The sequence below is a fragment of the Kitasatospora sp. A2-31 genome (assembly GCF_022288725.1).
In the GTDB taxonomy this organism is placed as follows: Bacteria; Actinomycetota; Actinomycetes; order Streptomycetales; family Streptomycetaceae; genus Kitasatospora.
Genome location: NZ_JAKNTA010000007.1, coordinates 192,533 through 210,549 on the forward strand (window position 1 = coordinate 192,533; position 18,017 = coordinate 210,549).

General features: G+C 73.7%; 19 protein-coding genes. 9 read left to right on the forward strand and 10 right to left on the reverse strand.

The window, feature by feature from the left end; genetic code table 11:
• Positions 1–2: 2 nt before the first annotated feature.
• Positions 3–773 (reverse strand): SDR family oxidoreductase, encoded by a 771-nt coding sequence (locus tag MCM47_RS21105; RefSeq protein ID WP_238863213.1) that lies wholly within the window; start codon positions 771–773, stop codon positions 3–5.
• Between the two features lie 200 nt (positions 774–973).
• Here MCM47_RS21105 and MCM47_RS21110 point away from each other — a divergent pair, with 200 nt between their 5' ends.
• From MCM47_RS21110 to trxA, 3 genes are all read left to right on the forward strand, one after another.
• On the forward strand, positions 974–1,549 hold the full coding sequence (locus MCM47_RS21110) for a hypothetical protein (RefSeq protein WP_238863214.1): 576 nt from the start codon (positions 974–976) through the stop codon (positions 1,547–1,549).
• A gap of 211 nt (positions 1,550–1,760) precedes the next feature.
• Positions 1,761–2,186 (forward strand): MerR family transcriptional regulator, encoded by a 426-nt coding sequence (locus MCM47_RS21115; protein ID WP_238863215.1) that lies wholly within the window; start codon positions 1,761–1,763, stop codon positions 2,184–2,186.
• A 3-nt stretch (positions 2,187–2,189) separates the two neighbouring features.
• Entirely contained in the window at positions 2,190–2,519 is a 330-nt protein-coding gene (gene trxA / locus MCM47_RS21120; RefSeq protein WP_255752594.1) for a thioredoxin, read from the forward strand.
• 49 nt (positions 2,520–2,568) lie between these two features.
• Here the strand turns inward: trxA and MCM47_RS21125 are convergent, their stop codons facing one another.
• Both MCM47_RS21125 and MCM47_RS21130 read right to left on the reverse strand, forming a co-directional pair.
• On the reverse strand, positions 2,569–3,369 hold the full coding sequence (locus tag MCM47_RS21125; protein ID WP_238863216.1) for an SURF1 family protein: 801 nt from the start codon (positions 3,367–3,369) through the stop codon (positions 2,569–2,571).
• Between the two features lie 31 nt (positions 3,370–3,400).
• Positions 3,401–4,396 (reverse strand): DEDDh family exonuclease, encoded by a 996-nt coding sequence (locus MCM47_RS21130; protein ID WP_238863217.1) that lies wholly within the window; start codon positions 4,394–4,396, stop codon positions 3,401–3,403.
• A gap of 159 nt (positions 4,397–4,555) precedes the next feature.
• Between MCM47_RS21130 and MCM47_RS21135 the strand changes: the two genes are divergently transcribed.
• The 4 genes from MCM47_RS21135 (at position 4,556) to moaA (ending at position 8,926) form a co-directional block, all read left to right on the forward strand.
• On the forward strand, positions 4,556–5,599 hold the full coding sequence (locus MCM47_RS21135; protein ID WP_238863218.1) for a zinc-dependent alcohol dehydrogenase family protein: 1,044 nt from the start codon (positions 4,556–4,558) through the stop codon (positions 5,597–5,599).
• A 238-nt stretch (positions 5,600–5,837) separates the two neighbouring features.
• Positions 5,838–6,194, forward strand: coding sequence for a DUF485 domain-containing protein (locus MCM47_RS21140; RefSeq protein WP_238863219.1), 357 nt, complete (start codon positions 5,838–5,840; stop codon positions 6,192–6,194).
• Positions 6,191–7,846 (forward strand): cation acetate symporter, encoded by a 1,656-nt coding sequence (locus MCM47_RS21145; protein WP_238863220.1) that lies wholly within the window; start codon positions 6,191–6,193, stop codon positions 7,844–7,846. Before MCM47_RS21140 ends, MCM47_RS21145 begins: the two co-directional genes overlap by 4 nt.
• Before the next feature lie 90 nt (positions 7,847–7,936).
• Positions 7,937–8,926: a GTP 3',8-cyclase MoaA gene (moaA, locus tag MCM47_RS21150; RefSeq protein WP_238863221.1), complete on the forward strand. Its 990-nt coding sequence runs from the start codon at positions 7,937–7,939 to the stop codon at positions 8,924–8,926.
• A gap of 85 nt (positions 8,927–9,011) precedes the next feature.
• On the opposite strand, the gene MCM47_RS21155 is transcribed toward moaA, so the two are convergent.
• From MCM47_RS21155 to MCM47_RS21180, 6 genes are all read right to left on the reverse strand, one after another.
• Positions 9,012–9,242: a hypothetical protein gene (locus MCM47_RS21155; protein ID WP_238863222.1), complete on the reverse strand. Its 231-nt coding sequence runs from the start codon at positions 9,240–9,242 to the stop codon at positions 9,012–9,014.
• Between the two features lie 277 nt (positions 9,243–9,519).
• Positions 9,520–9,903 (reverse strand): DUF3099 domain-containing protein, encoded by a 384-nt coding sequence (locus MCM47_RS21160; RefSeq protein WP_238863223.1) that lies wholly within the window; start codon positions 9,901–9,903, stop codon positions 9,520–9,522.
• A gap of 99 nt (positions 9,904–10,002) precedes the next feature.
• Complete coding sequence (locus MCM47_RS21165) at positions 10,003–10,551, reverse strand: RNA 2'-phosphotransferase (RefSeq protein ID WP_238863224.1); 549 nt, start codon at positions 10,549–10,551, stop codon at positions 10,003–10,005.
• A gap of 40 nt (positions 10,552–10,591) precedes the next feature.
• Positions 10,592–11,989, reverse strand: coding sequence for a metallopeptidase TldD-related protein (locus MCM47_RS21170; protein ID WP_238863225.1), 1,398 nt, complete (start codon positions 11,987–11,989; stop codon positions 10,592–10,594).
• Positions 11,989–13,581, reverse strand: a complete 1,593-nt coding sequence (locus MCM47_RS21175; RefSeq protein ID WP_238863226.1) for a TldD/PmbA family protein — start codon at positions 13,579–13,581, stop codon at positions 11,989–11,991. Before MCM47_RS21175 ends, MCM47_RS21170 begins: the two co-directional genes overlap by 1 nt.
• Before the next feature lie 163 nt (positions 13,582–13,744).
• On the reverse strand, positions 13,745–14,890 hold the full coding sequence (locus MCM47_RS21180) for an MBL fold metallo-hydrolase (RefSeq protein ID WP_238863227.1): 1,146 nt from the start codon (positions 14,888–14,890) through the stop codon (positions 13,745–13,747).
• 393 nt (positions 14,891–15,283) lie between these two features.
• On the opposite strand from MCM47_RS21180, the gene fabG reads away from it, so the two are divergent.
• Together fabG and fabI are read left to right on the forward strand one after the other, a co-directional pair.
• Complete coding sequence (fabG, locus tag MCM47_RS21185; protein ID WP_238863228.1) at positions 15,284–16,003, forward strand: 3-oxoacyl-[acyl-carrier-protein] reductase; 720 nt, start codon at positions 15,284–15,286, stop codon at positions 16,001–16,003.
• Positions 16,004–16,005: 2 nt separating this feature from the next.
• Positions 16,006–16,773 carry an enoyl-ACP reductase FabI gene (fabI, locus tag MCM47_RS21190; protein WP_238863229.1) on the forward strand — a complete coding sequence of 256 codons (768 nt, stop codon included), beginning with the start codon at positions 16,006–16,008 and terminating at the stop codon, positions 16,771–16,773.
• Positions 16,774–16,864: 91 nt separating this feature from the next.
• On the opposite strand, the gene MCM47_RS21195 is transcribed toward fabI, so the two are convergent.
• A partial coding sequence (locus MCM47_RS21195; RefSeq protein WP_374209182.1) for a DUF6571 family protein occupies positions 16,865–18,017 on the reverse strand: 1,153 nt, incomplete at its 5' end.

Genomic DNA, 18,017 nt, shown 5'->3' on the forward strand with positions numbered 1-18,017 from the left:
CGTCAGAGGCCGCGCAGGGCGCCGCCGTCGACCGGGACCATCACACCGGTCAGGTAGGAGGCGGCGGGGGAGAGCAGGAAGGCGGCGACCTTGCCGAACTCCTCCGGGGTGCCGTAGCGGCCGAGCGGGATCTGGGCACTGTTCCGCTCGCGGGCGGCGTCGGCGTCCCCGCCGAGGGCGTCCAGCTCGCGCACCCGGTCGGTGTCGATCCGGGCCGGCAGCAGACCGACCACCCGGATCCCGCGCGGGCCCAGCTCGTCGGCGAGCGACTTGGCGGCCATCGCCAGGCCGGGGCGCAGGCCGTTGGAGATGCCGAGCCCGGCGATGGGCTGGCGGACCGAGCCGGAGAGCACGAAGCCGATCACCCCGCCCTCGCCGAGTGCGTCGGCCGCGGCGCGGGCGATCCGCAGGGCGCCGAGGAAGACCGACTCGAAGGCGTCGCGCCAGGCGTCCTCGGCGGTCGCCACCACCGGGCCGGCCTGCGGGCCGCCGACGCTGATGAGCACGCCGTCCAGGCGGCCGAACCGTTCGACGGCCGCGGCCAGGAGGCGGCCGGCGGCCCCGGGGTCGGCGTTGTCGGCCACCGTGCCGTGCGCGGTGCCGGGGCCGCCGAGGGCGTCGAGGTCGGCGACGGCGGCGTCGACGGTCTCCTTGTTCCGCCCGCTGACCAGCACCTTGGCGCCGTCGGCGGCCAGTTCGCGGGCGGCGGCGAGACCGAGGCCGCGGCTGGCGCCGGTGACCACGTACACCTTGTCCTTCAGTCCGAGATCCATGGGGCCATCCTGCCGTCAGGCGGGCGGACGGGGTAGGGGCGGCCGAAGGCGGGCCCGGGCGTGTCGGCCGCGGCGCGAGGCGGCACCGGTCGTCAGTGGCCGAAGTTGTTCGCTGAGTGGCTGAAAGTTGACGGCAGAACGAAGTTAGGGAACCCTACCCTTGCTTAGCCCACCCTTACCCCCGATCGCGGAGCACCGTCATGCCCGAGTACCGAACCGCCGTCCCGGCCCAGGGGGGAGCCGCGGACCTTTCGGAGGACGCCCGGCGCAGACTCCGGCTCGTCGGTGCCGTCGCGGCCGTCCTGGTGGTCTGGGCGGCCAGCGCCTGGACCGCCGCGCACCTGCACGCCGACCCGGCGCTGCACACCGTGGCCCTGTTCCTGCACCTCGCCGCCCTGGTGGTGGGCTTCGGCGCGGTGCTGGCGATCGACTACTACGGCCTGCTCTGGATGCTCGGACGCCGCACGCTGCGTCAGGTGGTGGGGTTCACCGCCCCGCTGCACGTCCCGGTCTGGGGCGGGCTGACCGGACTGGTGCTCAGCGGCGTGCTGCTGGAGCCGCAGCTCTCGTCCGGGCTGACCCGGGTGAAGCTGGGGCTGGTCCTGCTGATCGCGCTCAACGGCGTGTACGCGAGCACGCTGCACCGCCGGCTGGAGGGGTACGAGGGGATCCGCCCGCCGGCCCGGCTGCTGGCCCGGGGCGCCGTCTCGGCGACGGTCTCGCAGGCCGGCTGGTGGGGCGCCGTCCTGATCGGCTTCTACAACACCCAGCACTGACGCCCCGAACCCGACCGCCGGAACCCGACCACCCGAACCCGACCGCCCGGCCCCTGCGCCCGGCCCCTGCGCCCGGCCCCTGCGCCCGGCAACCGCCACTCGACCCCGGGCGGGCCGGGCGTCGGACGTACTGGCCTTGACGTCCGCGTGAAGGTCTACCGTCGTTCCCGAAGGCGTTCGGACGGCGGCGGCCGGAAGGCAGGGTGCGGACATGCGGATCGGTGAGCTGGCGCAGCGGGCGGGGACGACCACCCGCGCGCTGCGGTACTACGAGCAGCTCGGGCTGCTGCCCGCGCGGCGGTCCGGCAACGGCTACCGCGCCTACGGCGAGGACGACCTGCGGTTGCTGGAGCAGATCCGCACCCTGCAGGACTTCGGCTTCGGACTGGAGGAGACCCGTCCGTTCGTGGAGTGCCTGCAGGCGGGCCACCCGGCGGGCGACTCCTGCCCGGCCTCGCTGGAGGTCTACCGGCGCAAGCTGGCCGAGCTGGACGGGTGCATCGCCCGGTTGCAGGAGGTCCGCGCCCAGGTGGCCGAGCAGTTCGAGCGGGCCGAGCAGGCCCGCGACGAGCTGGCCGCAGGGGCCGCCGCCGAACCGCCGCGGTGCGAGTTGGCGATCGAGTGGGAGGGACGGTAGGCGATGCGGATCACAGGGGTGGCGGAGGTCACGGACGCGACGTTCGCGAGCGAGGTGCTGGCCGCGGACGGGCCGGTACTGGTGGACTTCACCGCGGACTGGTGCCCGCCGTGCCGGCAGATGGTGCCGGTGCTGGCGGACATCGCGAGGGAGGAGGCGCACCGGCTGACCGTGGTCAGCCTGGACGTCGACCGCAATCCGGAGACGCAGGCCAGGTACGGCGTGCTGTCGATGCCGACGCTGATGGTATTCCGGGGCGGTGAGCCGGTGCGGTCCGTGGTCGGCGCCCGGGCCAAGGCCCGACTGCTGCGCGAGCTGGACGACGTCCTGTAGCAGGGGCGACGGTGGCCCGGGACGGCGCGCGGCCCGGGCCGCCGGGACGCTACGCGGGCACGGCCGAGGGTGGGAGCTCGGCCTCGGCGGCCGCCTCGGCGCGGTCCTTCGCCTCGCGGCGGACCAGCACCAGGACCCCGACCGGGATCAACGCGGTGAACAGCCACCACTGGATCGCGTACGCCATGTGCGGCCCGATGTCGGAGTGGTTGGGCTCGGGGAGCAGCTCCGGCTGGTCGGCCGGGGCAGGGGTGGTGGCGGTGAGCTCCAGGTAGCCGCCGAGCAGGACCGCGCCGGTCTCCTTGGCCTGCTGCGAGGTGCTGATCAGATTGAACTGTCGGTCGGGGAGGCCGGCCCGGTCGCGGATGCCGCTGCCGGCCGAGGTCTCGTCGGCGCGCAGCCGGCCGGTGAGGGTGACCTCGCCGGCCGGGGCGGCCGGCACCGGCGGGTAGGCGGTGGCGGAGGCGCCGGACGGCACCCAGCCGCGGTTCACCAGGACGGTGCCCTTGCCGTCCGCGAGCCGCAGCGGGGTGACGACGAAGTAGCCGATCTTGTCCCCGCTGGAGTCGGTCCGCTTGCGGACCACGAACTCGTGCTCGGGGTCGTACTGCCCGGTGGCCGTCACGGCCCGCCACGTCAGGCTCTTGGGGACCGTGAAGCCGGGCGCGGTCGACAGCGAGTCGAACGCCACCGGCCGGTCGGTGAGGGCCTGGGCGATCAGGTCGTTGCGGGCCACCCGTGCCTCGTGGCGGTGGTACTGCCAGAATCCCAGCTTGATCGTCGTGGGGATCAGCACCAGGGCGATCAGCAGGGTGATCACCCAGCGCCGGGAGAGCAGAAAACGGTACACATGGGCACCGTACGCCCACCTCACGACTCCCTCACGCACCGGGGTGCGGGGCGACCTCGCGCAGCAACTGGAGGAAGGCGTCCTCGCCGACCACCGGAGTGCCCACCTCGCGGGCCTTGCGGGCCTTCCCGCTCCAGCTGCCGGGCTCGTTGGTGACCAGCAGGCTGGTGAGCCGGCTCACCGAGGTGGCGATGTGCAGGCCGGCCTCCACCGCGCGGTCCTCCAGCAGCTCGCGGTCGGTGGCGGTGTCGCCGGTGAACGCCACCCGCATGCCCTGCACCAGCGGCTTGCCGTCCTCCCAGCGCCCCGGGTTCGGGTACGGGCACGGCGGGCGCTTCCTGGCCTGCCGGTAGGAGGAGCCGGTCCACGAGCTGCGGGAGGCGGAGACGGGCTCGTCCTCGCCGAGGTCGGTGACCGCGACGCAGTTCTGCAGCGGCAGCGGCACGCCGCCGGAGCGGGCCAGGTGCAGGCTCGGGCGGAAGGCCTCGGCGAGCACCCGGGCGTCGTCGAGCGCGTTGTGCGCCTGGCGCTGCTGGACGCCGAAGTGGGCGGCGAGCGAGGCCAGCTTCCCGTTGGGCAGCGGCAGCCGCAGGTCGCGGGAGAGCACCATGGTGCAGATCCGCTGGTCCACGGGGGCGCGCAGGCCGGCCCGGGAGAACTCGCGGGAGATCATGTTCCAGTCGAAGAGCGCGTTGTGGGCGACCAGCACGCGGTCGCGCAGCCGCTCGGCGAACTCGCCGGCGATCTCCGGGAAGGTCGGCGCGCCGGCCAGCACCTCGCGGGTCAGGCCGTGGATCCAGACCGGTCCCGGGTCCCGCTCGGGGTTGACCAGGGTGTACCAGTGGTCGGTGACGTCGCCCTCGGCGTCCAGCTGGTAGACGCCGGCCGAGATGACGCGGTCCGAGCGGCCGAGCCCGGTGGTCTCGACGTCCACCACCGCGAAGCCCTCGACGGGGGCGGCGGCGCGCTGGGCGGGGAGGTGGACGGCCCGTGGCGCGCCGGACGTCTCGGGCTGGATCGCATGCATGGTCCAACAGAATAAGCGCCGAACCGGGACGGACCGGCTCGGAAGGTTGCGCAGGCCGGGCCGGAATAGAGTGGGCAGCGTATTCGTCGTACATCCAGTCGAATTCGCCGGTCGCCCAGCACCCCCGTGCGGCCGTCTCCCCTCGAAGGACGAACCACCATGCGCGCCACCGTGATCCACGGCCCCAACGACATCCGGATCGAGGAGGTGCCGGACCCGGTGGTCCAGCACCCGACGGACGCCGTGGTGCGTGTGGTCAACGCCTGCATCTGCGGCAGCGACCTGTGGGCCTACCGGGGCGTGGCGGCCCGGGTGGCCGGCCAGCGGATCGGGCACGAGTTCCTCGGCGTCGTGGAGGCGGTCGGCTCCGAGGTGACCGGCTTCACACCGGGCGACCTGGTGGTGGCGCCGTTCGTCTGGTCGGACGGCACCTGTGACTTCTGTCGCGAAGGCCTGTACACCTCGTGCCCGCACGGCGGGTTCTGGGGCCAGGTCGGGTCGGACGGCGGCCAGGGCGAGGCGGTCCGCGTCCCGTTCGCCGACGGCACGCTGGTCGCGCTGCCCAAGGAGGCGGCGGGCGAGGAGAAGCTGCTGCCCAGCCTGCTCGCACTCTCCGACGTGATGGCCACCGGGCACCACGCGGCCGTCTCCGCGCGGGTGCGCCCCGGCGCCACGGTCGCGGTGGTCGGCGACGGCGCGGTGGGCCTGTGCGGCGTGCTGGCGGCCCACCGGCTCGGCGCGGGCCGGATCATCGCGCTGGGCCGGCACGCCGCCCGCACCGACCTGGCCCGCCGGTTCGGGGCGACCGACGTCGTCGCCGAGCGCGGCGAGGCCGCGATCGAGGCGGTCAGGGAGCTGACCGGCGGCCACGGCGCCCACGCCGTGCTGGAGGCGGTGGGCACCGAGGAGTCGATGCGCACCGCGATCTCGATCACCCGCGACGGCGGTGCGGTCGGCTACGTGGGCGTGCCGCACGGCGGCAGCGCCGGCGTCGACATCGGTCAGATGTTCGGCCGGAACGTGTCGCTGAACGGCGGCGTCGCGCCGGCCCGGGCCTACATCCCCGAGCTGCTGCCGGACGTGCTGGACGGCGTCATCGAGCCCGGCCTGGTCTTCGACCGCACGGTCGGTCTGGAGGAGGTCCCGGAGGGCTACCGCGCGATGGACGACCGCTCGGCGCTGAAGGTCCGGATCGCTTTCTGACACATCGTCACCAGGGGCGGCACCGTTGGTCGGTGTCGCCCCTTCGGCATGGTTCGTGCGGTGATTTTCGGCCAATTGAATAGTGCGAGGGGGTGAACGGCTGGCTGATCGCGGTCAACCCCTTTCGGCTCGGGCACGACGCTTCTAGCATTGCGCGGCGCCTATCCGGACTGTGACGCCGCTCACGTCGGATCGTTCCACTGGTGCGACCACGACGCCGAAGGAGTGAGGAGACAGAGTGGAATCGCCGCCGATCACCACTGCCCCTACGGAAGTCCAACTCATTGAGGAGAGTGAGGAGTTCCGCACCCTGCGGCGCTCGTTCCGGAGCTTCGCCTTCCCGGTCACCATCGGATTCGTCCTCTGGTACCTGCTCTACGTCCTGCTCTCCAGCTACGCGCCCGGTCTGATGGGCGCCAAGGTGGTCGGGCACATCAACGTCGCGCTGGTGCTGGGCCTGCTGCAGTTCGTCACCACCTTCGCCATCGCGGCCTGGTACGCCCGCTACGCGGACCGGCGGATCGACCCGCGTGCGGCCGCGATCCGCGAGGCGCGCGGCGCGGTCGTCCACGCACCCCGGGAGGCCGCCGAATGACGCAGTCCGCCGACTCCCCGCTCGCCGTCGCCGGCCTGGCCCCCTCCGGCCTCGCCGCCTCCGCCTCGGAGCACCGCGTCCTCACGCTGACACTCTTCGGGCTCTTCGTGGCCGCGACCCTGGCCATCACCATCTGGGCCGGCCGGCAGACCAGGAGCGCCTCCGACTTCTACGCCGGCGGCCGCGGCTTCACCGGCTTCCAGAACGGCCTGGCCATCTCCGGCGACTACATGTCCGCCGCCTCGTTCCTCGGCATCGCCGGGGCCATCGCGCTCTCCGGCTACGACGGCTTCCTCTACTCGATCGGCTTCCTGGTGGCCTGGCTGGTGGCGCTGCTGCTGGTCGCCGAGCCGCTGCGCAACTCGGGCCGCTACACCATGGCGGACGTGCTCGCGTTCCGGATGCGCCAGCGGCCGGTGCGGACCGCGGCCGGCATCTCCACCATCGTGGTGTCGATCTTCTACCTGCTCGCCCAGATGGTCGGCGCCGGGTCGCTGGTGGCACTGCTGCTCGGCGTCAGCGGGGAGAGCGCCAAGCAGGGCACCATCGTGGCGGTCGGCGCGCTGATGGTGGTCTACGTGGTGATCGGCGGGATGAAGGGCACCACCTGGGTGCAGATCGTCAAGGCGGTGCTGCTGATCGCCGGCACCGGGCTGATGACCGTCCTGGTGCTGGCCAAGTACCACTTCAACCCCTCGGAGCTGCTCGGCGCCGCGGCCGACGCCAGCGGCAAGGGGGCCGCGTTCCTGGAGCCGGGGCTGAAGTACGGGGCCAGCGGGACGAGCAAACTCGACTTCCTCAGCCTCGGGATCGCGCTGGTGCTCGGTACGGCCGGCCTGCCGCACATCCTGGTCCGCTTCTACACCGTGCCCACCGCCAAGGCGGCCCGGAAGTCGGTGCTCTGGGCGATCGGCATCATCGGCGGCTTCTACCTGATGACCCTGGCGCTCGGCTTCGGCGCGGCGGCGCTGGTCGGCCCCAAGGCGATCAAGGGCGTCAGTCCGTCCGGCAACACGGCGGCGCCGCAGCTGGCCGAGGTGCTGGGCGGCGGCGCGGGGTCGACCGGGGGCGCGATCCTGCTCGCGGTGATCTCCGCGGTCGCCTTCGCCACCATCCTGGCCGTGGTGGCCGGCCTCACCCTGGCCTCCTCGGCCTCCTTCGCGCACGACCTCTACGCCAACGTCATCCGGCGCGGGCGGGCCACGGAGAAGGAGGAGGTGCTGTCGGCGAAGTGGGCGGCGGTGGCGATCGGCGCGGTCGCGATCGTGCTCAGCCTCTTCGCGGGCAAGCTCAACACCGCTGCACTGGTCGCGCTGGCCTTCGCGGTGGCGGCCTCGGCCAACCTGCCCACCCTGCTCTACTCGCTGTTCTGGAAGCGCTTCACCACCGCCGGTGCGGTCAGCTCGGTCTACGCGGGCCTGGTCACCTCGGTGACGCTGGTGTTCTTCTCCCCGGTGGTCTCCGGCGGGAAGAACGCGCTCTTCCCGCACTCCGACTTCCACTGGTTCCCGCTGGAGAACCCCGGCCTGGTCTCCATCCCGGTCGGCTTCCTGGCCGGCTGGATCGGAACCCTGCTCTCCAAGGATCGGGCCGACGGGGAGAAGTACGCTGAACTGGAGGTCCGCTCACTGACCGGACTGGGCGCCCACTGACGGGCACACGATGACTAAGCTGGCCCGGCCCGCCGTTGCGGCGGCCGGGCCGGCCGCGTCATCGGCCACCACACTCGGGAAGGGACTGCCGTGCTCCTCGACACCTTCGGCCGGCAGGCCGTCGACCTGCGGGTCTCCCTGACCGACCGGTGCAATCTGCGCTGCAGCTACTGCATGCCCGAGGAGGGCCTGCAGTGGCTGGCCAAGCCGGAGCTGCTCACCGACGAGGAGATCGTCCGGCTGGTGGAGATCGCCGTGCGCGACCTCGGTGTCCGGGAGGTCCGGTTCACCGGCGGCGAGCCGCTGCTGCGTCCGGGGCTGGTGGGCATCGTCGCCGCCTGTGCGGACCTCGAACCCCGCCCCGAACTCTCCCTGACCACCAACGCCGTCGGCCTCGCCCGGACGGCCGAGGCGCTGCGGGCCGCCGGGCTGGACCGGGTGAACGTCTCGCTCGACACCCTCGACGCGGAGACCTTCCGGGTCCTCACCCGGCGCCACCGGCACCAGGACGTGCTGGACGGCCTGGCCGCCGCGGAGGCCGCCGGGCTGCTGCCGGTCAAGCTGAACGCCGTGCTGATGCGCGGGATCAACGACCACGAGGCGCCCGACCTGCTCGCCTGGTGCCTGGAGCGCGGCTACGAGCTGCGGTTCATCGAGCAGATGCCGCTGGACGCCCAGCACGGCTGGGACCGCTCGTCGATGATCACCGCGGAGGAGATCCTGGAGCGGCTCTCGGCCCGGTTCGCGCTCACCCCGGAGCCCTCCGCCCGGCGCGGGGCGGCCCCGGCCGAGCGCTGGCTGGTGGACGGCGGCCCCGGCCGGGTCGGAGTGATCGCCTCGGTGACCCGCCCGTTCTGCCGCGCCTGTGACCGGACCCGGCTGACCGCCGACGGCCAGGTCCGCAACTGCCTCTTCGCGACCGGGGAGACGGACCTGCGGACCGCCCTGCGCTCGGGCGCCGGCGACGCCGAGATCGGCGAGCTCTGGCGCGCGGCGATGTGGGGCAAGAAGGCCGGCGCCGGGATCGACGCCCCGGAGTTCCACCAGCCCGACCGGCCGATGTCGGCGATCGGCGGTTAGGGCCTCGCTTTCGGATCCTGTCGCCCGGAAGGATCCGAAGGCGACAGAGAGACCCTAGGGGCGGTGCGGTCGGGAAGCCGCCCGGTCAGGACGCGTCGCGGGCGTCCTCGGGGGTCCAGTCCGAGACCGCGACGACCTCCTTGAGGAAGCCGCGCGCGCCCAGGAACTGGGAGAGGTGCTCGCGGTGCTCGTCGCAGGCCGCCCAGGTCTTGCGGCGGTCCGGGGTGTGCAGCTTGGGGTTGTTCCAGACCAGCACCCAGAGGGCGCCCGCCCGGCAGCCCTTGGCGGAGCAGATCGCGGTCTGCGGGGTGTCCATCGGAGCCGTCCTCGAACGTGTGGCGGGTGGGTCTGCACCGCCAGTCTTTCACGCGGGCGGGTACGCTCCGCGCCCTGCCCGGACGAGGGCATGGCGACGCCGGGCAGCCACGGGGGGAGCCGCCCGGCGTCGGTCCGTCGCTCCGACGGGGGATGCGGAGCGCGTACGCAGTATGTCACGACCGAGCCCCGGTATGGGGAGGTCTTGCATGATTGATCTGAGCTTCTTCTGAGGTTTCTCCTCGACAAATCGCCGCAATCCGCCGCAGAACGGGCGGTCAGCTGGAGCTCTGTGAAGAATCGGTGGCAGTACCGTCCGTCGCGGCGGTCCCGCGCGTCGCGCCCGCCCCACCCGTCCCGCCGGGGCCGAGCATCAGCGGGACCTCCGGGGGCACGTCGAACGTGCTCGGCAGCCCCGGGGCCTTCTCCCGGCCGGCATTGGCTATCAGCACGGCGAAGTACGGCATCAGCACCCCGCCCGCGAGCGCGGCGAAGGCCAGCCACCGCTGGATGTCCCACAGCACCACCGCCGCCAGGACGCAGAGGGTGCGCAGGAGCATCGAGGCCACATAGCGGCGCTGCCGCCCGCGGACGTCCTCGGTGAGGCTGCTGCGCGCCCCCGTGATCCGGTAGACCGGTCCGCTGCCGGAGCTTCTGTCCATGTCCAACCGCCCTCGTCCAAGCACCCGCGCTCGTCGCACGGCCTCCTCACGGTACGCCGCGAGGTGCCCGGCGACGAGACCGGGGCGGACGGACACGCGCTACTGCGGCTGGGAGAGGTACTCCGGCGGGACGGCGTCGGTCAGCCAGACGCCGTTCGCGCTGACCCGGAACTCATGGCCGGCCGCCGCCATCGCGGCCGCGTCCACCGTCAGCACCACCGGGCGGCCGTGCCGGGAGCCGACCCGCACGGCCGTCTCGGTGTCGGCGGAGAGGTGGACGTCCTGCCGGGCCATCGGCAGCAGGCCCTCCCGCAGGATCGGTCCCAGGTTCCGGGTGGCGGTGCCGTGGAACAGCACCGCCGGCGGCTCGGCGGCGGCCAGACCGAGGTCGACCGCCACCGTGTGGCCCTGGCTGGCCCGGATCGAGAGGCCGTCCTCGGAGTAGACGAAGCGGCGCTTGTTGTTGGTCTCGACCACGTGGTCGAGCTCCGCCCGGGTCAGCCCGGTGCCGCGGGCGGCCAGGCCGGCCAGCAGCACGTCCACCCGGACCCAGCCGGCCGCGTCCAGGGTGATCCCGGCCCGGGCCGGATCGTGCCGCAGGATGCGCGACAGCATCTTGCTGGTCCTGACCGTGCGCTTCTCGTCCACTCCCTCGATCCTTCCCCCGGGCCGGGCCCGCCGCGACCGCCTACGAGGCCTGGCTGACCGAACTCATGTTGAAGTCGGGCACCCGCACCGGCGGCATCGCCGTCCGGGTGAACCAGTCGCTCCACTCCCGCGGCAGGCAGCGCTCGGTGCGGCCCACCTCGGTGATCCGGCCGAGCAGCTCGACCGGCGACTCGTTGAACCGGAAGTTGTTGACCGCGCCGACCACCTCGCCGTTCTCCACCAGGTACACGCCGTCCCGGGTGAGGCCGGTGAGCAGCAGCGTCGCCGGGTCCACCTCGCGGATGTACCAGAGGCAGGTGAGCAGCAGGCCGCGCTCGGTGCGGGCGATCATCTCGTCCAGGGTCGGTGCGGCCGCCTGGTCGGCCGTCTCCAGGACGAGGCTGTCGATGGCCGGGCGCACCGGCAGGCCGGTCAGCCCGGCGGAGAACCGGTTGGTGACCAGGCCGGCCAGCTCGCCGTCGCGGATCCAGTCGGTGGCGCTCAGCGCGGCGCCGTTGTCGAACACCGAGGCGTCCCCGCCGGTGGAGTGCACCAGCACGAACGGCGAGGTCTCCAGACCCGGCTCGGCCGGGTCGGAGCGCAGGGTCAGCGGCAGCTTGCTGAGCTTGTCGCCGATCCGGGTGCCGCCGCCGGGCCTGGAGAACACCGTCCGGCCCTCGAAGGCGTCGCGACCGCCCGCGGACCAGCTCAGGTAGACCATCAGGTCGGCCACCGCCGAGGGCGGCAGCAGCGTCTCGTACCGGCCGGCCGGCAGTTCGACCTTGTGGGCGCCCCAGGCGAGCCGCCGGGTGAGCTGGGCGTGCAGGTCGGCGACGTCCACGTCGGTGAAGTCGCGGGTGGCGGCGCCGGCCCAGGCCGAGCCGGAGAGGTCGGCGGTCTTGGCGTTCACCTCGACCATGCCGGTGGGCTGGTCGTGGCGCAGCCGCAGGCCGGTGGAGGTGCCGAGGTAGCTGGAGACCAGCTCGTGCCGGGCGAATCCGTAGAGCAGCTCGCCCTGTGCGGCGGCGCGGGCGAAGGCCTCGCCGAGGGCCGGGGCGAAGTCCGCGAACACCTCGATCGAGGTCTCGGCGGGCGGGGCGGTGAAGTCCGGGGAGGACGGCCGGTCGGCGATCAGCGGCTGGGCGTCCTCGGCCGGTCCGGCGGCCCGGGCGGCCTCCTCGGCGGCCCGGACCAGGCCCTCCACCTCGTCCGGGACGACGGCCTCGCGGGAGACCACCCCGGAGGCGGTGCCCTCGGCGCCGGCCACCGTGGCGATCACGGTGAGCCGGCGGCCCCGGGTGACGCCGTTGGTGGTCAGCGCGTTGCCGGCCCAGCGGAGGTTGGCGGTGGACTCCTCGTCGGCGATCACCACGCAGCCGTCGGCGCGGGAGAGGCCGAGTGCCAGCTCGACGAGTTCGTGGGGCTGCGTCGCGGTCATCAGTGACCCGCCTCCTGCTGGGTGTTGAGCACGTTGACGTTGCGGAACAGCGCCGACGGGCAGCCGTGACTGACCGCCGCGACCTGGCCGGGCTGCGCCTTGCCGCAGTTGAAGGCCCCGCCGAGGACGTAGGTCTGCGGGCCGCCGACGGCCGCCATCGAGCCCCAGAAGTCGGTGGTGGTGGCCTGGTAGGCGAAGTCCTTGACCTGGCCTGCGAGTTCGCCGTTCTTGATGGCGTACGCGCGCTGGCCGGTGAACTGGAAGTTGTACCGCTGCATGTCGATCGACCAGGAGCGGTCGCCGACGATGTAGAGGCCGTTCTCCACGCCCGCGAACAGGCCCTCGGTGGACGGGCCGTCGGCGGCGGGCCGGAGCGAGACGTTGGCCATCCGCTGGACCGGGACGTGTGCGGGGGAGTCGGCGAAGGCGCAGCCGTTGGAGCGGTCGAAGCCCTTGAGCCGGGCCATCGCGCGGTCCAGCTGGTAGCCGACCAGCACGCCGTCCTTGACGAGGTCCCAGGACTGGGTGGCGACGCCCTCGTCGTCGTAGCCGACGGTGGCGAGCCCGTGCTCGGCGGTGCGGTCGCCGGTGACGTGCATCAGCTCGGAGCCGTACTTCAGCGAGCCGAGCTTGTCGAAGGTGGCGAAGGAGGTGCCGGCGTAGGCGGCTTCGTAGCCGAGCGCGCGGTCCAGCTCGGTCGCGTGGCCGATCGACTCGTGGATGGTCAGCCAGAGGTTGGACGGGTCGATCACCAGGTCGTAGCGCCCGGCCTCGACGCTCGGCGCCTTCATCTTCTCCGCCAGCAGGACGGGCAGTTCGGCCAGCTCGGCGTCCCAGTCCCAGATGCCGCCGTTCTGCCCCGGCCCGGCGGGGGACGCCCCGCGGGTGCCTGCGAGGTACTCCCAGCCGCGCCCGGCCGGCGGGGCCAGGGTGCGCATCGAGTCGAAGGCCCCGGTGCGCTCGTCCACCGAGGTGGCCTCCAGCTCCGGGTGCAGCCGGATCCGCTGCTGGGTGGTGACGGTGCCGGCGGTGTCGGCGTAGAACTTGTTCTCCTGCACCGTCAGCAGCGTGGCCTGGACGTGCGAGACGCCCTCGGCGGCCAGCAGCCGGGAGCTCCAGTCGGCGAGCAGCGCGGTCTTCTCCGCGTCCGGCACCTCGAAGGGGTTCACCTCGTACGCGGAGACCCAGGTGACGTCCCGGTGGACCGGCTCGTCCGCCAGCTCGACCCGCTCCGTCGACCCGGCCGCGCGGCTGATCCCGCCGGAGAGGCGGGCCACGGCGACGGCCTGCTCCGCCACCCGGGCCGCCGCGGCCGTGGTGAGGTCCACCCCGGCCGCGAAGCCCCAGGCGCCGTCGAGCAGCACCCGGACGGCGAAGCCGAGCTGAACGCTGTCGGAGGTCCCGGCCGGGCGGGCGTCGCGCAGCCGCCAGGAGGCGCTGCGGACCCGCTCCAGCCGGAAGTCGGCGTGTGCGGCGCCGAGTTCGCGAGCCCGGGTGAGGGCGGCGTCGGCCAGGGCGTGCAGCGGGTAGGCGAGGAACAGCGGGTCGACGGCGCGTCCGTGCGGGACGCCGGCGCTACTGGTCGGGGGCATCGCGGGCAATCGGGCTCCCTGATCCGGGGGGACGGCGGTGCGGGCGGCCCCTGCACAGGGGTGCCCGCACCGCATCATGTCCGGTCCAGGGGGTTCGGGCCAGCGCATTTCCGGGCGACCCGCCGGGCTTTACCGCGACGGTGCGGTGCCGGCCGGCGCGGCGTCAGGCGACGCCCTCCCACCAGCCGTCCAGCTCCGGCGGGTTGTCGGCGTCGACCCGCTCGCCGGGGCGCGGCACGGCGACCGGGACGGCCTGCTGCTTGGCCTCCGCGAGCAGCCGCTCGATCGGCTCGGACCAGGGGTGCGGGGCCAGGTTGAAGGTGCACCAGTGGACCGGGACCAGCAGGCCCGCGCCGAGCTCGCGGTGGGCGCGGACGGCGTCCTCCGGCGTCATGTGGATGTCGGCCCAGGCCGTGTCGTAGGCGCCGATCTGGACCAGTGCGGCATCGAACGGGCCGTGTTCGGCGCCGATCCTGGCGTAGCCCTCGAAGTAGCCGGAGTCCCCGGTGTAGAAGACCCGGCGGGTGGGTCCGGCGATCACCCAGGAGCCCCAGAGGGTGGTGTTGCGGGTCAGGCCGCGGCCCGAGAAGTGGTGGGCGGCGGTCAGGGTGACCGCCAGAGCGCCGAGGGTGCAGGTCTCGTCCCAGTCCAGCTCGATGATCCGGTGCTCCGGGACGCCCCAGCGGCGCAGGTGGGAGCCGATGCCGAGCGGCACGGCGAACGGCGCGGACTGGCTGCGGACCAGCCGCTTGACCGTCGCCATGTCCAGGTGGTCGTAGTGGTCGTGCGAGATCAGCACCGCATCGACCTGCGGGAGCTCCTCCAGCTCCACCGGCACCGGGTGCAGCCGCTTCGGGCCGACGTGCGCGGCGGGGGAGCAGCGGTCGCTCCAGACCGGGTCGAGCAGCACCCGCGTGCCCTCGACCTCGACCAGCGCGGACGCGTGCCCGTACCAGGTGACCTCGACGCCCTCGGCGGCCGGCCGCGGCCCGCCGGCCGGGCGGACGGTCGGCACGGGGCGGGCGGGCACCCGGCCCTCGCGCTGGAACAGCATCCGGCGCACGCCGTCCCGGTCGATGCCGGGCGCGGCCTCGGTCCCGGCGACGGTCGAGGGGGCGTTGTGGAAGACGCCGTCCCGGTACTGCGGCGAGTTGCGCACGCGCTCGTCGTGCTCGCCGTCCGGCCGGCGTCCGAACGCCGCCGGCAGGTCGCGCAGCGACCAGGCGGCCGCCCCCGCTCCGGCCACCAGGGCGGCCAGGGCCAGCAGTCGTCCGCGCCGGTGGGCGGTTCCGGGCCGTGCGTCGTTCATCCGCGGTCTGCCTTCGCTCGTCTGCCGTGCTCGCCGCGGGCCCCGGGCCACGCGCGCGCCGGGGCCGGTCCAGGGGAAGCGGTACGGTCGACCCCGGTGGTGCCGCACCACCGGGGGCAACGGGTGCGTCCGTCCGGGTGTTCCCGCGGCCCGTGGGAGACCGGGCCCGGCGGGCTCGGTCGCGGGGGACCCGGACGCCCCGCCCGCCCCGGGCGTGGCCCGCCGCGGGGCCCCGGACGGTGCCGGACCGGCGCGGTCGCGGATTGTCGGATTGCGACAGTTCCGCCGGTGAGGCGCTGTGGGAGCCCGATGCGTCTCCGTCCGGGACCGACCGATAGCGTCACACTGCGTGCGCATTCCGACGTACGCACACTTACGGAGAGAGGTGGATCGTTGAGCCGCTCGGTTCTCGTCACCGGAGGAAACCGGGGCATCGGCCTCGCGATCGCCCTGGCCTTCGCCGAGGCGGGCGACAAGGTCGCCATCACCAGCCGCTCGGGCGAGGTGCCCGAGGAGCTGGCCAAGCACGACGTGCTGGCGGTGCGCTGCGACATCACCGACAGCGCCCAGGTCGACGCGGCGTTCACCGAGATCGAGGCCAAGCACGGCGGCGTCGAGGTGCTGGTCGCCAACGCCGGCATCACCAACGACACGCTGCTGCTGCGCATGTCGGAGGACGACTTCACCTCCGTCGTGGACACCAACCTCACCGGCGCGTTCCGGGTGGTCAAGCGGGCGTCCAAGCTGATGATGCGCGCGCGCAAGGGCCGGGTCGTGCTGATCTCCTCGGTGGTCGGCCTCTCCGGCTCCCCGGGCCAGGCCAACTACGCCGCCTCCAAGGCCGGCCTGGTCGGCTTCGCGCGCTCGCTGGCGCGCGAGCTCGGCCCGCGCAACATCACCGTCAACGTGGTCGCCCCCGGCTTCGTCGACACCGACATGACCGCAGTGCTCAGCGACGAGCGCCGTGCGGAGATCGTCGCGGGCGTGCCGCTGGGCCGCTACGCGGCGCCCGCCGAGGTCGCCAACACCGTGCGGTTCCTCGGTTCGGACGAGGCCGCGTACATCACCGGAGCCGTCATTCCCGTCGACGGCGGATTGGGCATGGGTCACTGAACATGAGTGGAATCCTTGAGGGCAAGCGGATCCTGATCACCGGGGTGCTGATGGAGTCCTCCATCGCCTTCCACACCGCGAAGCTCGCCCAGGAGCAGGGCGCCGAGGTCATCCTCACCGCCTTCCCGCGCCCGACGCTGACCGAGCGGATCGCCAAGAAGCTGCCGAAGCCGGTCAAGGTGCTGGAGCTGGACGTCTCCAGCGAGGAGCAGCTGGCCGGCATCGCCGACCAGGTCCGCGAGCACCTGCCGAGCCTGGACGGCATCGTCCACTCGATCGGCTTCGCCCCGCAGGACGCCCTGGGCGGCAACTTCCTGGACACCCCGTGGGAGTCCGTGGCCACCGCGATGAACGTCTCGGCGTTCTCGCTGAAGTCGCTCACCATGGCGCTGCTGCCGCTGATGCAGGACGGCGGCTCGGTCGTCGGGCTGACCTTCGACGCGCAGTACGCCTGGCCGCAGTACGACTGGATGGGCCCCGCCAAGGCCGCGCTGGAGTCCACCAACCGCTACCTGGCGCGCTACCTGGGCGCGCGGGACATCCGCTGCAACCTGATCTCGGCCGGCCCGATCGGCTCGATGGCCGCCAAGTCCATCCCGGGCTTCCCCGACCTGGCCGCCACCTGGGACGCGCGCTCCCCGCTGAAGTGGGACCTGAGCGACCCGGAGCCGGCCGGCCGTGGCGTCGTCGCGCTGCTGTCGGACTGGTTCCCGAAGACCACCGGTGAGATCGTCCACGTGGACGGCGGCCTGCACGCCATCGGCGCCTGACCGCCCCGGCCCGCCGCCGCGGTGCCCGGTGCCCCTCGCGGGGTGCCGGGCACCCCGCGTTCCCGGGCCCGCCACCGCCGCCGGCCCGGACTCACTTCTGGCCGTTGCGGCCCAGGGCGACGGCCGCGTTGTGGTAGCCGGTGCCGTGGCCGGTGTCCATGGCGGCGGAGATCCGGTCGACCACCGGGTCGTCCGCGCCGTACCCGTGCACCCGGCCCCACTCCAGCACCATCAGCCGGCTCTGGGTCAGGCCGGCCGTGTGGTTGTCGGAGGCGTCCAGATTGCCCCGGTGCTGCGCCTCCTCCTTGACGCGCTCGGCCCAGGCGCCGGCGCCGTGCTCGGCCAGGGCGCCCGCGAGCTCGCCGCCCTCGGGGAGGAACCCGGTCGCGGTGCCGCCCAGGGCGGAGACCAGGGCGCCGGTCCGGTCCGCCCACGCCATCCGGTCCTCCTTCCCGTCCAGCAGGACCGAGGCGCGCACGGCGTCGTAGGCGCCGAGCGCGGTGCCGACGCGCTGGCCGGGCAGGGTGCGGTCGGCGTCGTCCGCTCCCGGGTCGGACGGCAGCGCCGCGACGGTCCGCGCCGCCTCGGCGCGCTCGGCGCGGTAGAGCGCCGCGTAGGCCTCGGGCTCCTCGGCGACGCCGCGCAGGACCCGCACCAGGTGGTCGCCGGTCCCGCCGAGCCGGCCGGCGCCGCCCTCCTCCCAGGCCCCGGGGTGCGCGGCGGTGCCGACGTGCTCGCTCAGGATCCGGTGGGTGTCCTGCGCGTAGTCGGCGAGCACTCCGGCCAGCGGCCTCCTGAGGTCCTCGTGGATCTCGGCGCCCCGGCCGTCCGCGTCCAGCGCGTCGATCGCGCCCTGGAGGACGCGGGCCTGCGCCGGGGTGTGCGGTCCGCCGTGGCGGGCGGTCCCGCCCGCGACGTCGCCGGTGGCGGCCGCCTCCAGGGCGGCGGCGAGGCCGGTCCGGTGGGTGTGCGGATCGACGATCGGCGGTCCGTACAGCGTGGTGGCGGACAGCGACGGCCAGCTGCGGCCGCGCAGCAGGTACGCCAGGCGGTCCCCGGCGCCGGGGGACTGCGGGTCCAGGAACCGGACCGCGGCCTCCGGGTTGCGGCCCATCAGTCCGAGCACGCCGTCGAGGGGGTCGTGCACGAGGTCCGGGCGCGGACCGTTGAACTGGTGCGCGGGGTGGCTGCGGCCGCTGCGCTCGGCGTCGAGGAGGTCGGTGCCGAGGTCGTTCAGGAAGTCC